Source organism: Curtobacterium sp. MCLR17_032 (assembly GCF_003234795.2).
GTDB lineage: Bacteria > Actinomycetota > Actinomycetes > Actinomycetales > Microbacteriaceae > Curtobacterium.
This window is the reverse complement of record NZ_CP126268.1, coordinates 1,489,246-1,506,794: the sequence shown is the minus strand read 5'-3', so window position 1 is coordinate 1,506,794 and position 17,549 is coordinate 1,489,246. Positions and strand designations below refer to the sequence as shown.

The 17,549-nt window shown below is 71.6% G+C and carries 13 protein-coding genes; 7 read left to right on the top strand and 6 right to left on the bottom strand.

Annotated features, from left to right (window positions below):
- Positions 1 to 101: 101 nt before the first annotated feature.
- Positions 102 to 1,580 carry a dipeptidase gene (locus tag DEI97_RS07080; protein ID WP_111076126.1) on the bottom strand — a complete coding sequence of 493 codons (1,479 nt, stop codon included), beginning with the start codon at positions 1,578 to 1,580 and terminating at the stop codon, positions 102 to 104.
- A gap of 51 nt (positions 1,581 to 1,631) precedes the next feature.
- On the opposite strand from DEI97_RS07080, the gene DEI97_RS07075 reads away from it, so the two are divergent.
- Entirely contained in the window at positions 1,632 to 2,207 is a 576-nt protein-coding gene (locus DEI97_RS07075; protein ID WP_111076127.1) for a DUF3043 domain-containing protein, read from the top strand.
- 292 nt (positions 2,208 to 2,499) lie between these two features.
- Here DEI97_RS07075 and DEI97_RS07070 read toward each other — a convergent pair whose 3' ends face one another.
- From DEI97_RS07070 to hisD, 3 genes are read right to left on the bottom strand one after another with little or no spacing between them, the layout of a single operon-like run.
- On the bottom strand, positions 2,500 to 3,567 hold the full coding sequence (locus DEI97_RS07070; RefSeq protein ID WP_111076128.1) for a quinone-dependent dihydroorotate dehydrogenase: 1,068 nt from the start codon (positions 3,565 to 3,567) through the stop codon (positions 2,500 to 2,502).
- The gene (nrdR, locus tag DEI97_RS07065) at positions 3,564 to 4,055 is read right to left on the bottom strand and encodes a transcriptional regulator NrdR (RefSeq protein ID WP_111076129.1); all 492 of its coding nucleotides are present in this window, start codon (positions 4,053 to 4,055) and stop codon (positions 3,564 to 3,566) included. Before nrdR ends, DEI97_RS07070 begins: the two co-directional genes overlap by 4 nt.
- A 12-nt stretch (positions 4,056 to 4,067) precedes the next feature.
- Positions 4,068 to 5,375, bottom strand: a complete 1,308-nt coding sequence (gene hisD / locus DEI97_RS07060; RefSeq protein WP_111076130.1) for a histidinol dehydrogenase — start codon at positions 5,373 to 5,375, stop codon at positions 4,068 to 4,070.
- A 79-nt stretch (positions 5,376 to 5,454) separates the two neighbouring features.
- Here hisD and DEI97_RS07055 point away from each other — a divergent pair, with 79 nt between their 5' ends.
- The 5 genes from DEI97_RS07055 to DEI97_RS07035 all read left to right on the top strand — a co-directional run bounded on the left by DEI97_RS07055 (position 5,455) and on the right by DEI97_RS07035 (position 12,317).
- Entirely contained in the window at positions 5,455 to 6,867 is a 1,413-nt protein-coding gene (locus DEI97_RS07055) for a rhamnosyltransferase WsaF family glycosyltransferase (protein ID WP_111076131.1), read from the top strand.
- Positions 6,864 to 8,303, top strand: a complete 1,440-nt coding sequence (locus DEI97_RS07050) for a glycosyltransferase family 2 protein (RefSeq protein WP_111076132.1) — start codon at positions 6,864 to 6,866, stop codon at positions 8,301 to 8,303. Before DEI97_RS07055 ends, DEI97_RS07050 begins: the two co-directional genes overlap by 4 nt.
- Positions 8,303 to 10,879 (top strand): glycosyltransferase family 2 protein, encoded by a 2,577-nt coding sequence (locus tag DEI97_RS07045; RefSeq protein ID WP_111076133.1) that lies wholly within the window; start codon positions 8,303 to 8,305, stop codon positions 10,877 to 10,879. The genes DEI97_RS07050 and DEI97_RS07045 overlap by 1 nt, the downstream gene beginning before the upstream one ends.
- 105 nt (positions 10,880 to 10,984) lie before the next feature.
- Complete coding sequence (locus DEI97_RS07040) at positions 10,985 to 11,140, top strand: hypothetical protein (protein ID WP_181439354.1); 156 nt, start codon at positions 10,985 to 10,987, stop codon at positions 11,138 to 11,140.
- 22 nt (positions 11,141 to 11,162) lie between these two features.
- Positions 11,163 to 12,317, top strand: a complete 1,155-nt coding sequence (locus tag DEI97_RS07035; protein WP_284158338.1) for a glycosyltransferase — start codon at positions 11,163 to 11,165, stop codon at positions 12,315 to 12,317.
- Here the strand turns inward: DEI97_RS07035 and DEI97_RS07030 are convergent.
- Both DEI97_RS07030 and DEI97_RS07025 read right to left on the bottom strand, forming a co-directional pair.
- The gene (locus DEI97_RS07030; RefSeq protein WP_181439270.1) at positions 12,306 to 12,992 is read right to left on the bottom strand and encodes an SGNH/GDSL hydrolase family protein; all 687 of its coding nucleotides are present in this window, start codon (positions 12,990 to 12,992) and stop codon (positions 12,306 to 12,308) included. The two genes, DEI97_RS07035 and DEI97_RS07030, sit on opposite strands and share 12 nt — an antisense overlap.
- Positions 12,993 to 13,030: 38 nt before the next feature.
- Complete coding sequence (locus DEI97_RS07025) at positions 13,031 to 14,827, bottom strand: glycosyltransferase family 2 protein (protein ID WP_284158337.1); 1,797 nt, start codon at positions 14,825 to 14,827, stop codon at positions 13,031 to 13,033.
- A 5-nt stretch (positions 14,828 to 14,832) separates the two neighbouring features.
- Here DEI97_RS07025 and DEI97_RS07020 point away from each other — a divergent pair, with 5 nt between their 5' ends.
- Positions 14,833 to 17,526, top strand: a complete 2,694-nt coding sequence (locus tag DEI97_RS07020) for a bifunctional glycosyltransferase/CDP-glycerol:glycerophosphate glycerophosphotransferase (protein WP_111075092.1) — start codon at positions 14,833 to 14,835, stop codon at positions 17,524 to 17,526.
- The last annotated feature ends 23 nt before the right edge of the window (positions 17,527 to 17,549 follow it).

Here is a 17,549-nt window from a genome sequence, read left to right as displayed (position 1 = left end):
GCGGTGTCGTTCACCGGCCGTCGCGTCGATTCTAAGCACGCGCACCGACCGACGGGGTCCGGATCCAGGACCTGTGGAGGACGGGCCCCGGAGGACGACCGTCACGCCCGGCCCTGCAGACGCGCCAGGAGGATCGCCTCCGAGACGATCGCGCGGTGCAGCACGCCCAGGTGCTGGGACTCGTTCGGGCTGTGCGCCCGCGTGTCGGGGTCCTCGACGCCGGTGACCAGGATCTGCGCCTCGGGGAACTCGGCGGCCAGGTCCGACACGAACGGGATCGAGCCGCCGATGCCCTGCTCCACGGGGTCGGCACCCCAGCCCTCGGACATCGCCGTGCGGGCCTCCTGGACGGCCCAGCCGGTGGCGTCGACCAGGAAGCCGTCGCCCGCGTCGACCTCGGTGATCTCCATGCGGGCACCGAAGGGGACGTGCTGACGCAGGTGGGCCTCCACCGCGGCGAAGGCGTCCGTCGCGGCCTGACCCGGGGCGACCCGGACCGACACCCGCGCGGCGACCGTCGGGATCAGGGTGTTCGAGGCGTTCGCGACGCTCGGGACGTCGAGGCCCGTGACCGTGATCGACGGCTGGAACCACATCCGCGACAGGACCGGACCGTTGCCGACCGGGCGGGCACCCGCGACCAGGGCCGCCTCGGTCGCGAAGTCCGCCTCGGACCGTTCGGGCACCGGGGCGTCGTGTGCCGTCAGCCCGGCCACTGCGACCGCGCCGTCGTCGTCGTGCAGCGAGGCCAGGAGGCGGACCATCGGCATCATCGCGTCCGGAGCCGCACCGCCGTACATGCCGCTGTGGCTGGCGTGCTCGAGCGTCGTCACCGTGAGCTTGAACGTGGTGTTGCCACGGAGGGAGACGGTGATCGCCGGGACCTCGGTCGACCAGTTGTCGCTGTCCGCGACGACGATGACGTCGGCGGCCAGGTGCTCCCGCTGCTCGCGCAGGAAGGTGCGGAACGAGCGGGAGCCGAACTCCTCCTCGCCCTCGATGAACAGGACGATGCCGACGCCCAGGTCGTCGCCGAACTGCGCGTGCACGGCCCGGAGCGCGGCGACGTGCGTCATCACGCCGGCCTTGTCGTCCGAGGCACCGCGCCCGTACAGGCGGTCGCCGCGGAGGGTCGGCTCGAACGGCGGCGTCTCCCACAGGGCGTCGTCGCCCTGGGGCTGCACGTCGTGGTGCGCGTAGAGCATCACGGTCGGCTTGCCGTTCCGCGCCGGACGGACCGCCAGGACGGCTGGCTGCCCGAGCTCGACGGTCTCCTCCCCCGGCGCGACCGTGTCGGCGTCGGCGGGCGTGTCGCCCTCGACCGCGGACCGCAGGATCCGGACCTCGTCGAAGACCTCGGTGGAGCGCACCAGCTCGGCCACGGCCTCCGCGTTCCGACGCACGTGCGCCGGGTCGAAGGCCGACCAGGACACCGACGGGATGCGCACGAGCGCGGAGAGGTCGGCGATCGTGGCGGGCAGCGCGCCCTGCACGTGCTCGCGCAGCGCGTCCAGCAGAGCGGGGTCGGTCGCGGGTGCCTGGGGCCCGGCTGCGGAGGCGTGCTTCTCGGTGTCGGTCATGGCCGGTAATCTAGAGGACGTCCAGCACGCAGAGCGCCGTTAGGAACGACCGTGGCGAAGGCAACCCCCAAGACCAACGTGACCGTGAACCCGGCCGACGACGAGCTCGTCGCGCACGGCAAGGGTCGCCCCACGCCGTCGCGCCGCGAACGCGAAGCCGCCAACAAGCGTCCCATCGTCGGCAACACCCCGGCGGACAAGAAGGCCGCGCGGACCCGCCTCAACAGCGACCGCGAGCGTGCCCGCGTCGGCATGGCGAACGGCGAAGAGCGCTACCTGCCGGCGAAGGACCGCGGTGAACAGCGCCGGTTCATCCGCAACACGATCGACGCCCGCTGGAACGTGGGAGAGGTCATGATGCCGGTGCTCATCCTGTTCCTGCTCGTCGGGTTCATCGCCGCACAGACCGCTGCCGCCTCGTACTCCCTGCTGTTCGTCTGGGCGTTCGTGCTGCTGTTCGTCCTCGACTGCGCGGTCCTCTGGTTCATGCTGCGTCGCAAGCTCACGGCGGCCGGACAGGACTTCCAGCGCGGCAACTTCCTCTACATCCTGACGCGGGCGTGGCAGCTGCGGTTCCTCCGCCTACCGAAGCCGCAGGTCAAGCGCGGGCAGCACCCGACCCTCTGACCTCATCAGTCACGAGCGCCGTCGACCTCCGGGTCGGCGGCGCTTCGTCGTGTGTGCGGGGTGGGCCACGTCTCGCCGCCACCTGCCGGACGGGACCGCCCACCTGCCGGACGGGAGGAACGTGTCGGCCCCGCCACGGACCTCCCGTCGGGACGCCGCCGAGTGCGCACGACGCCGCCGGATCCGGCAGCGTCTCATCCACACCACGGCGTTCCAGGGACGACGAGGCGTCTCGCCGACCGCGGGCCGGACCTCCGACGCGCCGCCGTCGGGACACTTGCCAGGCGCGGCCTCAGCGACGCCGCAGACGCTTCCGCCGCAGCCGGTTGATGCGCATCGCCCAGGTCGGTCCCTCGTAGAGGAACGCCGTGTAGCCCTGCACCAGCGTGGCCCCGGCGGCGATCCGGGCCTGGACGTCGGCCTCGGACGTGACCCCGCCGACCGCGATGACACAGAACCCCGCGGGGACGGCGGCGCGGACACGACGCAGGACCTCGAGCGACCGGGCGCCGAGCGGTGCGCCGGAGAGTCCCCCGGCACCCATCGCCTGCACCTCGGCGTCGGGCGTCGTCAGTCCGGTGCGCTCGATCGTCGTGTTCGTCGCGATGACGCCGGCGAGCCCGAGGTCGACCGCCAGTCCGGCGATGGCGTCGATCTGCTCGTCGGTCAGGTCCGGTGCGATCTTCACGAGGACGGGGGTGCGGCCCGCGGCGTCGTGCACGGCTGAGAGCAGGGGACGGAGCTGGTCGAGTTCCTGCAGGCCGCGGAGGCCCGGGGTGTTCGGCGAGCTGACGTTGACGGCCAGGTAGTCGGCGAAGGGGGCGAGCAGCCGGGTGGACTCGAGGTAGTCCTCGACCGCGTCCTCGACGGACACGACGCGGCTCTTGCCGATGTTCACGCCGATGACCGGGCGGCCCGGGTTGCGGCGGGCGCGTTCGAGGCGCCCGGCGGCCTTGACGGCGCCGTGGTTGTTGAAGCCCATCCGGTTGACGAGCGCCCGGTCGGCGATGAGCCGGAACAGCCGGGGCCGTTCGTTGCCCGGTTGCGCGCGTGCCGTGATGGTGCCGACCTCGACGTGGCCGAAGCCCAGGACCCCGAGTCCGGCGATGGCGCGGGCGTCCTTGTCGAACCCGGCAGCCAGGCCGAAGCGGGACGGGAAGTGGATCCCCATCGTGGTGATGCCGTCCTCGGCCGAGGGGCGGGCGTACCGCTCGACGACCCCGCCGAGGAAGGGAACGTGCGGCAGGAGACGGATCACGCTGAACGCCAGGTGGTGGGCGCGCTCCGGGTCCATCTTCGCGAAGACGTTCCGGAAGACGACCCCGTACCCGGCGCGGACCAGGGACTCGACGCCGCTCACGCGCCCGCGCCGTCCGCGGTCCGGTCGGCGCCGGCGACCCCGTGGTGGTCGATGCGGAGCTGGCCGATGGCGTCCTCGAAGTCCTCGAGCGAGTCGAAGGCCTGGTAGACGCTGGCGTACCGCAGGTAGGCGACCTCGTCGAGTTCGCGGAGCGGGCTGAGGATCGCCAGGCCGATGTCGTTCGCCTCGATCTGGCTCGCGCCGGAGGACCGGACGATCTCCTCGACCCGCTGCGCGAGCACCGCCAGGTCCGAGTCGGTGACGGGCCGGCCCTGGCAGGCCTTCCGCACGCCGGAGATGATCTTCTCTCGGCTGAACGGCTCGAGGACGCCGTTGCGCTTGACCACGTTCAACGACGCCGTCTCGGTCGTCGAGAACCGCCGTCCACAGTTCGGGCACTGGCGGCGTCGGCGGATGGAGGTTCCGTCGTCGCTCGTCCGGGAGTCGACGACACGGGAGTCCGGGTGGCGGCAGAAAGGGCAGAACATGGCGCCCTCAGGCTAGCGGTTCGTGCGCTCGGACACGGCGGCCCCGTGCGCCGGCAGCTGCTCTTCCGTGGAGAGCGCGACGATGTGCGGGGCGACCTCGGCCAGGGCGGCCGCGGTGTACCGGATCACCTGCTGCGGGCGGAGGAACGTCGACGCGGACAGCCCGGACCCGAACCGTGCCTGGCCGCCGGTCGGCAGGACGTGGTTCGACCCCGCGAGGTAGTCCCCCAGGCTGACCGGCGTGCTCGGACCGACGAACACCGCGCCCGCGGCGTCGATGTCGGCGAGCACCGCGTCGTCGTCGACGGTCTGGATCTCGAGGTGCTCCGGCCCGTAGGCGTTGCTGACGGTCGCGGCGTCGGTCAGCGAGTCCACCAGGACGATCGCGGACTGCGGCCCGTCCAGGGCGGTCTGGAGGCGCGCAGCCGTCCCGAGCACCGCCGTCCGTTCCGGGATCGCCGCCTCGACCGCATCGGCGAACGCCTCGGACGTGGTGACGAGGACACTGCCGGCCTGCTCGTCGTGCTCGGCCTGGCTGATGAGGTCGGCCGCGACGTTGCCGGCGTCGGCGGTGTCGTCGGCGATCACGAGGATCTCCGAGGCACCCGCTTCGGAGTCGATGCCGACGATGCCGCGCACCAGGCGCTTGGCGGCGGCGACGTAGTTGTTGCCCGGACCGGTGACCAGGTCGACGGGCTCGAGGCCGATCTCCGCCACGCCGTGGGCCAGGGCACCGACCGCGCCGGCACCGCCCATCGCGTAGACCTCCTGGACGCCGAGGAGCCCGGCCGCGGCGAGGATCGTCGGGTGCACCGCGCCGCCGTGGTCGCGCTGCGGCGGGGACACGAGGGCGATCGACCCGACGCCGGCGACCTGCGCGGGGACGACGTTCATGACGACGCTCGACGGGTAGACGGCCTTGCCGCCGGGGACGTAGAGCCCGACACGGCGCATCGGCTGCCACCGCTGGTGGACCTCGGCGCCGTCGGCGAGCGTGGTCACGGACGGCGACGGCACCTGCGCGGCGCTCGCGGCGCGGACGCGGCGGATCGCCTCGTCGAGCGCGGCGCGGAGTTCGGGGGTGAGACCGGCGACCGCGGCGTCGATCTCGGCAGCGGGCACCCGGACGTGCTCCGGCGCTCCCCCGTCGAACCGTTCGGCCTGCTCGCGGAGCGCCTCGGCCCCACGGTCGCGGACGTCGTCGACGAGTACCCGTGCGGCGTCCACCGCATGCCCGACGTCGCCCTCGGCACGCGGCATGAGTCGGAGGAGTTCGGCGCGGCCGGGGAGCCCGCCACGGAGGTCGATTCGCTGCATCATGAGGGCTCCGAGTCTAGTGATCGCGCCCGGACGGGGCCGGTCCGCCGGGTCGACCGCCCTCCCGGTAACGTGAGCATCGATGAACTTCGAGAAGGCTCGTCGGCTGGTCGCCGACCTCGTCCGTGTGAACGAGCGCTACGCCCGTGACGGCCACTACCGCAACGACGTCCGGGAGCGGCTCGGCCGGACCGCCTCCCGGGTGGACGTCGGGGTCGCGCGCCGGGAGCGCGACCGTGCGCCACGCGCGGCACGTCCGTACGAGGGCCTGGTCGAGACGAGCCTGGCCCTGGCCGGCATCCGTACCGCGGACCGGGAGCCCGAGGTCGTGCTCGTCGTCGACGAGCTGCGCGACGGTGCCGCCTTCGCGGGCGTGCAGACCGCCCTCGCCGTCGCGATCGCCCTCGGGGACCGCCTGGGACGACGGGTCCGGGTCGTCATGGTCCGCTGGACGACGCCCGGCAACAGCGCGGCCGCGGCCGAGGCCCTCGTCGCCGACCGGTTCCCCGGGACCCGGGTCGACGGTCGCCCGGGCGTGCGCGTGGTCCGCCGCGAGGACGTCCTGGACACCGTGTTCGGGACGCAGGACACCTGGCTGGCGACGCACTGGAAGACGGCGCACCCGCTCGACGTCGCCGCGACCGCCGGCGTCGTCGACCGCGAGCGCGTCGTGTACCTCGTGCAGGACTACGAACCGGGCTTCAGCGCCTGGTCGACGGACTACGCCGTGGCTGCCTCGACCTACCGCGCCGGCTTCCGGATGCTCGTGAACTCCGAACCCCTGCGTCGCTACCTGGCGGACGTCGAGGGCATCGACGTGGCCCCGACCGCCACGTTCGCCCCGCACCTGGACGTCGACCTGCTCGAGCGGGTCGCCGCCGCCCGACGCCCGGTGGCCGAGGACGGCGGGGTCGTCCGCGTCCTCTTCTACGGTCGGCCGAGCAAGCACCGCAACCTCTTCCGTCTCGGCGTCGCCGCACTGCGGATCGCCGTGCAGGAGCTCGCCGAGGACGGCCTCCGCGTCGAGTTCCACTCCGCCGGCGAGCAGCACGCGGACGTCGACCTCGACGGCGGCGTCGGTGCCGTCAAGCTCGTGTCGCACGGCACGATGCCGTGGGACGACTACTTCCGCTTCATCGCCTCCACCGGGGTGGTGCTGTCGCTGCAGCACAGTCCGCACCCGAGCCACCCGCCGTTCGACGGCGCGATCTCCGGGGCACGGGTCGTGACCAACGAGTTCCGGGGCACGCGCGCCGGGCTGCACCCGAACCTCCAGGCCGTGCCCACCGATGCCCGCTCGCTCGGGCTCGCCGTGGCCGACGCCGTCCGGCGCGCCGCCGCGGAGGGCCCCACCGGGTTCGTCCCGCTCGCCGACGGCGCCCTCGGCGGCCCGCTCGACGCCGCCGTCGACGCCCTCGGCACCGCACTGGACACAGCCGCCCCGGACACAGCAGCCCCGGGCGCCGCACCCGAGACCGAGGAACAGGACCGATGACCCACACCACCCTCGTCGTCGTCCCCGTGTACGGCGACCTCGAGTCGCTGCTGCGCTGCGTGGACGGCCTGCTCGAACACCTCGACACCACGGTGCACCGGGTGCTCCTCGTCAACGACTGCGGCCCGGACGCGGACGCCATCGAACGCGCCCTGCTGGACCGCATCGGCGAGCGCCCCGGGTTCCGGTACGAGCGCAATGATCACAACCTGGGCTTCGTCGGCACGTGCAACCGTGCGGTGACGGAGCTCGACACGGGTGGTGACGCGGTCCTGCTGCTCAACAGCGACGCGGTGCCGACCGCGGGGTTCCTCGACGCGATGCTCGCGGTCCTCGACGAGGAGCACACCGGTGTCGTCACGGCCCGGAGTGACAACGCGACGATCGCGAGCATCCCCTACCGTCTGACGAACCGTGGCGCTGCCCGCACCGAGGCCCGCACGCGCACGGTCTGGGGTGCGCTGGCCCCGCTGTTGCCGGTGTCGCAGGTGATGCCGGTCGCGATGGGGTTCTGCTTCCTGACCCGTCGCGAGCTGGTCACCGAGCACGGGCTCTTCGACGAGGCGTTCGCCCCCGGGTACGGCGAGGAGAACGACTACTGCCTGCGCCTCGCCGAGCACGGGTGGCTGGCGAAGATCGCGAACGGGGCGCTCGTCCTGCACGCGGGCGGCAAGAGCTTCTCCGGCAACCGCACCGCCCTGCGTGCCGCGCACCAGCGTGAGTTGGAACGGCGGTACCCGTTCCTGCCGGACGCGGTGGCCGCGTACCAGCGTCACGGGATGACCGCGACCGAGCGGTTCGCCGACGCACTCGTGCCGAGCGGGTCGGCCCCGCGTCTCGCGGTGGACCTCCGGCACGTCGCCGACCCGGGTGCCCTGGTCGCCGAGGTCGACGCGGCCTTCGCGGACGGCTTCGCCGTGGAGGCCCGGCTCCCCGCCGGTACGTCGGCTCCGGCCACGTGGACCGTCGCGACCGAGGAGGCCTCGCCCGACGACCTGGTGACCGTCGCCGTGCTCGTGGACCCGACGCCCGCCGAGGTCGTCGTGGCGAACCGACGCGCCCTGCACCTGGTCGTCGTGCGGTCCGCTCCCCCGGCGGTGCCCTGGTCCTCGCGGGCCCACCGGACCGGAGCCGACACCGTCGCGGCCGTCGTCGACCGCTTCGCCGAGGTCGTCGCGCCCGGCGGGCTCGCCGCGGCGCGAGCAGGTGTCGATGCCCGGGTCGCCGCACCGCTGGCGGACCGGTCGGCAGCGCTCGAGGAACGGTGGGCGACCCTGCTGCCCCTCGACGTCACCGCGGCCGACGTCGCTGCGGACCGCGCCTCCGATGAGGTCGCACGCCTGCGCCGTGAACTCGACGAGCTGCGCGGCAGCCGGTCGTTCCGCACCGGTCAGGCGATCGCCAAGGTCGCCGCGCGTCTGCCGGGTCGCCGCTGATGGCCGACCGAGGGGGCATCGGCCGGGTCGCCCGGCGGTTCGCCCGACAGCTGCGGGGGCCCGAGAAGCCGCTGACCGTCACCGACCGGCTCGACCGCTGGGCCCGACGCATCGCCGAGTTCGGTGTGCTCGACCGCGCGTACCTCGAGGCGCAGACCGGCCGGGCGTTCGCCTCCGACGACGAGGCGATCGCGTTCTACGTCCACAACGACGGGCAGCGCGGCCTGTCGCTCAGTCCGCTCGTCGAGCACGAGTGGATGCGCGAACACCAGCCCGTGCCCGCGATGTCCTGGTACGACGCCCTGCACCAGGAGGGGCCGGAGCTCTTCCAGACCGGGCCGCTCTTCGATGCCGGCGTGTACGCCGCCTCGGTGCCGGCGGCCGACCGTCCGGCCTCGACGTTGGAGGCGCTCCGCCGCTTCCTGCGGGGCGCGACCGACGAGACGGCGCTCCCCGTGCCTCCCGGCCGTCGCGGACCGGCCCCGACCTGGGGAGCCGCACGCACCGCAGCCCTGCAGGGTGCGCGGGACTTCGCGGCCGCGCAGCACCGGACCCGGCGACGCTACCGGTCGACCTGGGACGGGCCGGAGACGCTCGACCTGGCTGCCCGCTACCCGCGGGGGAACGCCCGCCGCGACGCCGAGCAGCCGCTCGTCTCGATCGTGCTGCCGGTCCACCGACGCGCCGACGTCGTCGGAGCGGCGATCGACTCCGTCCTCGCCCAGGAGCACGGCGTCTGGGAGCTCCTGGTCGTCGACGACGGCTCGGGTGACGACACCGTCGACGTCGTCCGTGCCCGTGCCGGTGGCGACGCGCGTATCAGGCTGCTGGAGCGGGAGAACGGCGGAGCCGCCGCGGCACGCAACACCGGTCTGGCCGCCGCCACGGGGGCGTTCATCGCCTTCCTGGACGCCGACAACACCTGGCGGCCGCAGCACCTCAGCGCAGCCCTCGCCGCCCTGCTCGACGGTGACGCGCCCGGCGTGCACACCGGCCTCCGGATGGTCGGGGCGAACAACGCCGACGACGCCACCGCACCGGTCGAGACGTTCCGGGGCGAGGACGGCACCGCCGAGGACCTGCTCGCCGGCAACTTCATCGACCTCAACGCGCTGGTCGTCCGTCGTGACGTCGCCGACGCCGTCGGGCCGTTCGCCGAGGACCTGCGGCGCTGGATCGACTGGGAGTGGCTGCTCCGCATCGCCGAGCACGCGGCCGTCCCCGAGTACGTCCCGGTGATCGGCGTGGACTACGACAACGTCCGTGACCCCCGCCGCCTGTCGTCGGGGCAGCCGGCCTCCTGGCAGGAGGTCGCGCTCGCCCGACACCGGATCGACTGGGACGCCCTCGCCGCCGCCGCACCCGACCGGGTCCGTGGCCGGGTGTCGATCGTGATGCCGGTGTTCCGCGACTGGACGATGACCCGCCGCGCCGTCGACACCGTGCTCGGCGCCGCGGACCACGACGGCGACGACGTCGAGGTGGTGGTCGTCGACAACGGCTCCCCCCGCTCGGTGTCCGCCGTGCTCGACGCCTGGTTCCGCGGCGACCCGCGTGTGGTGCTGCAGCGGGAGGACCGCAACCGGAACTTCGCGCTCGGCAGTGACCTCGGGCTCGCCCGCAGCACCGGCGCGACCGTCGTGATGCTCAACAACGACACCGAGGTGACGTCCGGCTGGCTCCGGCCCCTCGTCGCCGCGCTCGAGGACCCGACCGTCCTCGGCGTCCAACCGCTCCTCGTCTACCCGGACGGGGTCGTCCAGGCCGCCGGCACCGTCTCCGGTGGCGACAAGGTGCTGCCCTGGCACTTCCTGGGCGACCACCCGCGGTACGACGCCGACCGTGCGTTCCGGACCACGGCCTCCCGGCGGTTCACGGCGATCACCGCAGCCGCCGCGGCGTTCCGGGCCGAGGACCTGATCCGCTGGCACGGCTTCGACCCGGTGTACGCGAACGGGCTGGAGGACGTCGACCTGTGCCTCCGTGCCGTCGCGGCGGCGGAACCGGGTGCGGCGTTCGTCGTCGAACCGGCCTCCGTCGTCGTCCACCACGAGAGCCGGACCCCCGGCCGCGACGACGCACGGATCGAGAACCGCCGCGTGTTCGACGAGCGGTGGCGCGGGCGCTGGCCGGCGGCCGACGCGGCGGCGCGGTACGAGGACGCCGGGCTGCGGTACCTCGGCGTCGAACCGGGGCTGCCGAAGGGGCACGCCGTGATGGTGCGCTCGTCGCGGCCGGTCGTGGTCCGTGCGCCGGGTGCCACGGGCCACCGGGTCGCGGTGAAGCACGACGGGAGCCGGACCGCCGACGTGACCGCCCTCGTGGCGGCGCTCGAGGGTGCGGGGCATGCCGTGCAGGTCGACATGCCGACGTCCTGGTACCGAGGGTCGAGCGGGTTGGACGACGTGACGGTGCTGGTCAGCGGGAGCGGTGGGGCAGGTGCGACCTCGTTCGTGCCGCAGCCGGGTGCCCGGAACGTCGTGTGGCTCGCGGCGGGGCAGCGTGTGGCGGACGGGGACTTCGCGGTCGTCGTGTCGGCCTCGGAGGGAGTGGACGGGGTGCTGTCGGCGGTCTGAGTGGACCGTCCGACCGCTGTCACCTGAACGTGGGCTTGTCGGACGTTCACCACGTTCCGAGGTGAGCGATGCCTCCCGTTCACCTGCCGCGCGCATGATCAGTCCATGTCGCTCCTCTCCGATGTGATCCGGTCGCGCTCCACGACCCAGTGCGTCGTCTGCGGTGCGGTCATCAGCAAGCGCGACGCGCTCGGCCTCGACGGACTGGCGTTCTGCTCGGTCCTCCACGAAGCCGAACACATCGTCGCCACGCTCGACTGACCGTCCCCCGTAGGATCGGGCGGTGCCCGATCGCCAGCTCGCGGTGTTCCCCGCCTACCGCGACAACCCCTACCTGAACCTCATGCTGCTCGCGCCGCGCGCGCGAGGGTGGCACGTCCTCGAGAGCCTGCGGCTCGAGGTGCTCGAGCAGCACCTCGGCCGTCTCGGGACCGGCGACGTCTTCCACATGCACTGGACCGCACCGATCGTCCAGCGCACCGACGACGACCTCGACACGGCACGGACCCGCCTGGACCGATTCCGGACCGCCGTCGACGCGGCACGCGGACGTGGCGCGGCGCTGGTCTGGACCGTCCACAACATCCTGCCGCACGACGCCCGACACCTGGAGCTCGAAGTCGAGCTGAACCGGTACCTGGCCGAGGTCGCGGACGCCGTGCACGTGATGAACGCCGCGACCGTCGCTGCGGTGGCACCGCACTACGCGATCGACCCGGCCCGCGTCGTGCACATCCCGCACCCGAGCTACCAGGGCGTCTACCCGGGGTCGATGACGCGGGACGACGCGCGCGCGTCCTTCGGCCTCGGAGCCGACGACCACGCCGTCCTGGCGTTCGGGCAGATGCGGCCCTACAAGGGTCTCGACGTGCTCGTCGACGCCGTCCGACGCCTGCCCGCCGACCAGCGGCCCGTGCTGCTGCTCGCCGGCCGCACGTCGGAGGACGACCGCGCCGAGATCGACCGGCTGCTCGGCGACGACCTCCGCGCCGTCCGCGAGCACGACCACGTCGACGACGTCGACGTGCAGCGGTGGTTCCGCGCCGCCGACACCGCGGTGTTCCCCTACCGGCGCGTCCTCAACTCGGGCAGCCTGCACCTGGCCGCGTCGTTCGGTGTGCCCGCCGTGCTGCCGGACGAGGCGCACCTGCGGGCGGAGTTCGGGGACGAAGGCTGGATCCGGTGGTTCGACACCGGGGACGCGGCGGGGTCGTTGGCGGGGGTGCTCGGGGCTGTGGGTGACGGGGCTGTGGGCGACGGGGCTGTGGGCGACGGGGCTGTGGGCGACGGGGCTGTGGGCGACGGGTGGCGTGCCGGAGCGGCCAGGTCCGCGACGGAGTTCAGCCGACGGCTGGCGCCGTTCGCCCGGTCGCGGCAGTACGCGGAGCTGCTCGACGCGGTGTCGGCAGAGACGTCTGCGACCGCGTCACACCGCTGAGGGCAGCCCGCGGGTCTCCAGGATGATCCGGCGGAAGGAGTCGCCGAGTGCTGCGTACTGCTCCGGGCCGGCGGGGTGCGTCCCGTCCGTGCTGAACCCAGGGGCCCAGTCGTCGCCGTCTCGCGCGACCACCCACGGGTCCGCCCAGGACCAGCCGTGCTCGATCGTGAAGCGTCGGAGGTCGGCGTTGTAGCGGAGGGCCGCGGCGGCGTGCCAGCGGTACGGCGGGATCGACGAGATGACGACCTTCGTCGGTCGCACCGTCGCGACGATTCGCTCGTAAGCAGAAGCCTCCTGAGCCAACGAGTGACCGGTGCGGACCGCATTGGTGCCGGCGAGGACGACGAGCACGTCCACCCGCCCGACCGGACGCACGGCATCCGCCATCTCGGTCGGTGTCGCCCCGGACTTCGCCCAGCCCCCGACGAAGTCGATGCCGTCACCCTCCGCGTACCGCATCCACGACTCGTCGTCGAGGCCGTTGCCGAGGAACCGGGACCGCCCAGCACTCAGCGAATCGCCGACGATCGCGACCCGGAGCGGGGCCGCACGCTCCGGCTCGGCGGCCTGCGGCGTGGCGTCGTTGCTTCCTCGCTCCGACGGCAGGAAGCCGCTCACGACGAGCAACGTCAGGAGGACGCCGACGAGGACACCGACGGGCAGGGAACGACGCACCTGAACAGTCTGCGGCACAGCTCAGGTGTCGGTCACCATCAGCGCGTTCTGCGACGTACCCGTTCAACGAGCGCCCCGAGCCCCGTCCGACGCGGGTGCCGTCGGTCGACCAGGAAGCGCCATCCGTCGGCACGGTCCGCGAGCGGTTGGATCGGGAAGGCATCGCCGATCGGTGGCAGCGCCATCCGAGCTGACACCACCGGGAACTGCCCATCGACGTCATCAGCACCGACCGTCATCGTCCAACGACCAGCGCCCATGGAGGATCCGTCGAGGAATGCGGTCCACGATCCGGGACCCGACTCGACGCGCACGACGAGTGTCGTAGCGCCGTTCTGCAACCGGAGCGCCATCGCAGGTCGGACCGAGGAAGCGGGCAGGGCGCCGGAGATCTCGAGGCCGTCCAGCGTCGGGACAGCTGCACCGACCACGAGCGGGACGAGGTGACGGAGACCGGACACGGACATGACGGCGCGAGCATCGCCGGACCGGACCGCCCTGGCCATGGACGATGCCAGCCCTGGACTCGGGTCGCCCCCGGGCAGGTCCTGCAACGTCGGGAGCGCGGCTGCCAACCAGTCGTGTCCCACCGCATCCGCCCCGTTGACCAGCGCTGGGAAGAGTCCAGCACCGACGATGTCTCCGAGGTCGAACAGTCCGGAGCCTCCGGCTCGCAGTGCGCCGATCGCTGCGATCCAGGCATCGAGCCGCTCTCGCGCGTCCGCCGACACCGACCCGGTGACGAACGCAGAGGCGACGTCCCACGAGCCGTCGAGGACGAGTGCCCAGAGCACCCGCCGTCCGACCTCGATGCCGTGCGCCGCACCGAGCGGGACCGCATCGAGCAGACGGCCGAGTTCCGCACGCACGGCTGCCGTGTCAGCACTCGAGGGACGTGACGCGACGAAACGAGCCAGGTGCGCCCAGCCATCGGCGTCGAAGACGATCTCTGCGTGCTGCGCTCGCAGTCCCGGGCGGTCGGCCACGAGGCGCGCGCAGATGGTCTCCTGCTGGAGGTACCGCACGGTGGTTGCTGCATCCGACCGCTGAGAGATGGACGATCCGTCGTGCCGGTCGCGGTACAGGTAGACCGGGCTGGGCACGACGTCGAGGGACTCGGCGCTGACGAATGCTCGCGTCATCGGCACGATGTCGTCGACGCTCGGGATCTCGGGGAACCGGAGCCCCGCCCGGTTCCAGAACGACCGGCGGAACATCCGGTTCCAACACGCGCGGCCCGTCATGAGCGAGGGAGCATCTTCTGGGGGCACTGCCCGCAACGGCTCGTCGAACGGGCTCCAGCGCTTCGTCGGACTCCAGGTCGACGTCGGTGAGAACTTCAGGTGATCGCCGATCACCATGTCGGAGCCGCTTGCCTCGAGCGCCGCGAGCATCGCCTCGTGTGCTCCGTCCGGCACGATGTCGTCCGAGTCCGCGAAGACGAGGTACGCACCGAGCGCGGCATCGACGCCGTCGTTCCGGGCGGCAGCGGCAGAGGTCGCCTGCGATCGGATCAGTCGGACGCGAGGATCGCGAGCGGTGTGCTGCTCGACGATCTCTGCGGTGTCGTCGCACGAACCGTTGTCCACGACGATGATCTCGGAGCTCTCCACACCTTGCGCCAGCAGGCTCTCGAGCAGTTCGCCCACCCACGGGGCGCTGTTCCGCGCCGGGACGACCACCGACAGGAGCGGAGGCTGGATGCGCGTCGCTGGAGTGGTCATCGGACTCCCGACGCTAGCAGCCTCCGCGCGCCCAGCTGAGGTGAGGATCGCTGCTATTCTCCTGAGGCGTTTCAGGGTTCGCCCTGCCCACGAACCGATTCGGAGTGACACAGACGATGGCGAAGACCGATTCCGCAGGCCTGTCGGTCGTTCCTCGTCCGCGGATCGCAGCCGTCATCGCGACGTACAACGTCGCGCCCTACCTTCCCGAGTTCCTGGACTCACTTGCTGCTCAGGCCGGCGGCATCCGGAAGGTCCAACTCGTCTTCGTCAACGACGGCTCGAGCGACGACAGCGAACAGATCATCCGATCGTGGATCGACGCGAGCGGAGCCGCTGCGACCGTCGTGTCGCAGGAGAACGCCGGAGTCGCTGCGGCCCGCAATGCGGGGCTCGACGTGGTTGATGCCGACTGGGTGACGTTCTGCGACCCCGACGACGTCCTGTCACCGGACTACTTCAGCCAGGTCACCAAGTTCATCGACCTGTACCAAGACGAGTCCGTCTCGGTGGTCTGCACCCATCTGATGCCGTTCGACGAGCGGACGGGAGAGCGGACCGACACGCACCCGTTGCGCCACAAGTTCCAGAAGGGCTCGCGCGTCATCAACCTGCACGTCGAGCCCACCGTCCACGTGAGCGCGGGCAACACGTTCGTCCGGACGTCGGTGATCGAGGACCTCGGGCTCCGCTTCGATCCGCGCATCCGGCCGAACTTCGAGGACGGGCACTTCATCGCCCGGTACCTGCTCGGCTCCGGAACGCATCGACTCGGTGTCGTCGCATCGGCGAAGTACTACTACCGCATGCGCGGGAACGGCTCGTCAGCCACCCAGACCAGCTTCCTCATGCCGGAGAAGTACACGACACTGGTCCGCTACGGGTTCCTCGCGCTCCTCCGAGAAGCCAGCGAGCGAGGGACGGTCCCACGGTGGCTCGAGAACACCGTCCTCTACGACCTCTTCTGGTACTTCAAGAACGAGCTCGCGATCCGCTCGCTCACAGCGGCGGCACCGCCGGACGTGTTCGACGAGTTCCATGAACTCATGCGCGAGATCCTCGAGCTCATCGGGGACGACGCGATCCGCACGTTCGACGTGATGGGCGTCGAGTTCGCGGTCAAGGAGACGTTCCTGAAGAGCTACAAGCAGGAGCCACTCCGCCCGGACTACGTCCGACTGAACGCCGTCGACGAGTCGCGACAGGAGGTGCACCTCACCTACTGGTTCTCCGGGCCGGAACCGACGGAACACATCCTCGTGGACGACGAAGTGGTCGAGCCGCTCCACGGCACGGTGCAGGAGTACCGGTTCTACGGGCGGACCCTCCTCAAGCGTCGTCATCTCTGGATCCCTCGTGGACTGCGGTCGATCGTCCACCTCGACGGCGTCCAGGCGTCGGTCGTTCGTGCCGACCAGTGGGGCCACGCAGAGTCGCTGACCTACAAACAGCTCAACCCGACCATCATCGGTCAGCGGCGGCGACACAAGGCAGAACTGGACCCGTCCCAGACCCTCCTCCGCTACGCCCGCTCGAAGGCGGGCAAGACCCTGCTGTCCTGGCGTCGGAACCTCGACAAGAAGAAGCTCACCAGCGACATCACCGCCGTGCGCTTCCACTCCCCGTCGGTCCGTCGCCGGTTCGCAGACGCGTGGGTCTTCATGGACCGGAACACCGACGCGAACGACAACGCGGAGCACCTGTACCGCTACGCTCGCGCGAACCACCCGGAGATCAACGCCTGGTTCGTCCTCGAGCGCAAGTCCGAGGACTGGGACCGTCTGCACCAGGAGGGCTTCCGCCTCGTCGCGTACGGCACCGCCGAGTGGCGCCTCCTGATCCTGCACGCCGCGCACCTCGCGTCATCGCATGCCGATGCCTACGTGGTCGCGCCGCTCGACGGGCGGCGCTACGGTCAGCCGCGTTTCAAGTACTCGTTCCTCCAACACGGCATCACCCAGTACGACCTGTCTCGTTGGCTCAACATCAAGGCGATCGCGCTGCTCGTGACCGGGACGCGTGCGGAACAGCGGTCGATCGTTGAGTCGAGCCCCTGGGCCTTCAGCGACCGTGAAGCGGTCCTCACCGGTTTCCCGCGGCACGACGCTCTGCTCCGGAAGCGCCTGGCGACCCGTGAGGAAGACCGCGACACGATCGTCATCATGCCGACGTGGCGCCAGAACATCGTCGGGACGGCAGTGCGCGGCTCGAACGACCGCCTTCGCAACGAACGGTTCATGGAGAGCGAGTACGCGCAGACGTACCTCCGCCTCCTGCACGACGACCGTCTCGCCGCGATCGCACGCGAGAGCGGTCGCCGGATCGTGTTCATGCCGCACCCGAACATGCGCCCGTACCTGGCCGATTTCACCCTCCCACCGCACGTGGAGGTGCTCAGCTACCGTGACGCGGACGTGCAGCAGGTCCTCGCGTCCGCCAGTACCGTCCTGACCGACTACTCGTCGATCGCCTTCGAGGCCGCTGTCGTCGACGTACCGGTCGTGTACCTGCAGTTCGACGCCCACGAGTTCTTCAACGGGATGCACATCGGACGACGTGGGTACTTCGAGTACGACCGAGACGGCTTCGGTCCGGTCACCGACGACGTGGACGGAGCGGTCGACGCCATCGCGGAGATCGCGTCGAACGGCTTCACGGTCGCCCCGCAGTACGCGGAGCGCACGAGGACCGCGTTCCCCGTGCGTGACGGGAAGAACTGCGAACGCGTGATCGGTGCGATGAAGGCGCTGGACGGCGGCCCACGCGTCGTCGAGCTCGACCACGCCCTCGGCAGCAGCACGAGCGCGTGACCATCATGTTGTCTCCCCACGAC

Bases quoted from the DNA above. Each gene is read 5' to 3' on its own strand.
- DEI97_RS07080 (WP_111076126.1), bottom strand. From the start codon at position 1,580: ATGACCGACACCGAGAAGCACGCCTCCGCAGCCGGGCCCCAGGCACCC.
- nrdR (WP_111076129.1), bottom strand. From the start codon at position 4,055: ATGTTCTGCCCTTTCTGCCGCCACCCGGACTCCCGTGTCGTCGACTCC.
- hisD (WP_111076130.1), bottom strand. From the start codon at position 5,375: ATGATGCAGCGAATCGACCTCCGTGGCGGGCTCCCCGGCCGCGCCGAA.
- DEI97_RS07055 (WP_111076131.1), top strand. From the start codon at position 5,455: ATGAACTTCGAGAAGGCTCGTCGGCTGGTCGCCGACCTCGTCCGTGTG.
- DEI97_RS07050 (WP_111076132.1), top strand. From the start codon at position 6,864: ATGACCCACACCACCCTCGTCGTCGTCCCCGTGTACGGCGACCTCGAG.
- DEI97_RS07045 (WP_111076133.1), top strand. From the start codon at position 8,303: ATGGCCGACCGAGGGGGCATCGGCCGGGTCGCCCGGCGGTTCGCCCGA.
- DEI97_RS07040 (WP_181439354.1), top strand. From the start codon at position 10,985: ATGTCGCTCCTCTCCGATGTGATCCGGTCGCGCTCCACGACCCAGTGC.
- DEI97_RS07020 (WP_111075092.1), top strand. From the start codon at position 14,833: ATGGCGAAGACCGATTCCGCAGGCCTGTCGGTCGTTCCTCGTCCGCGG.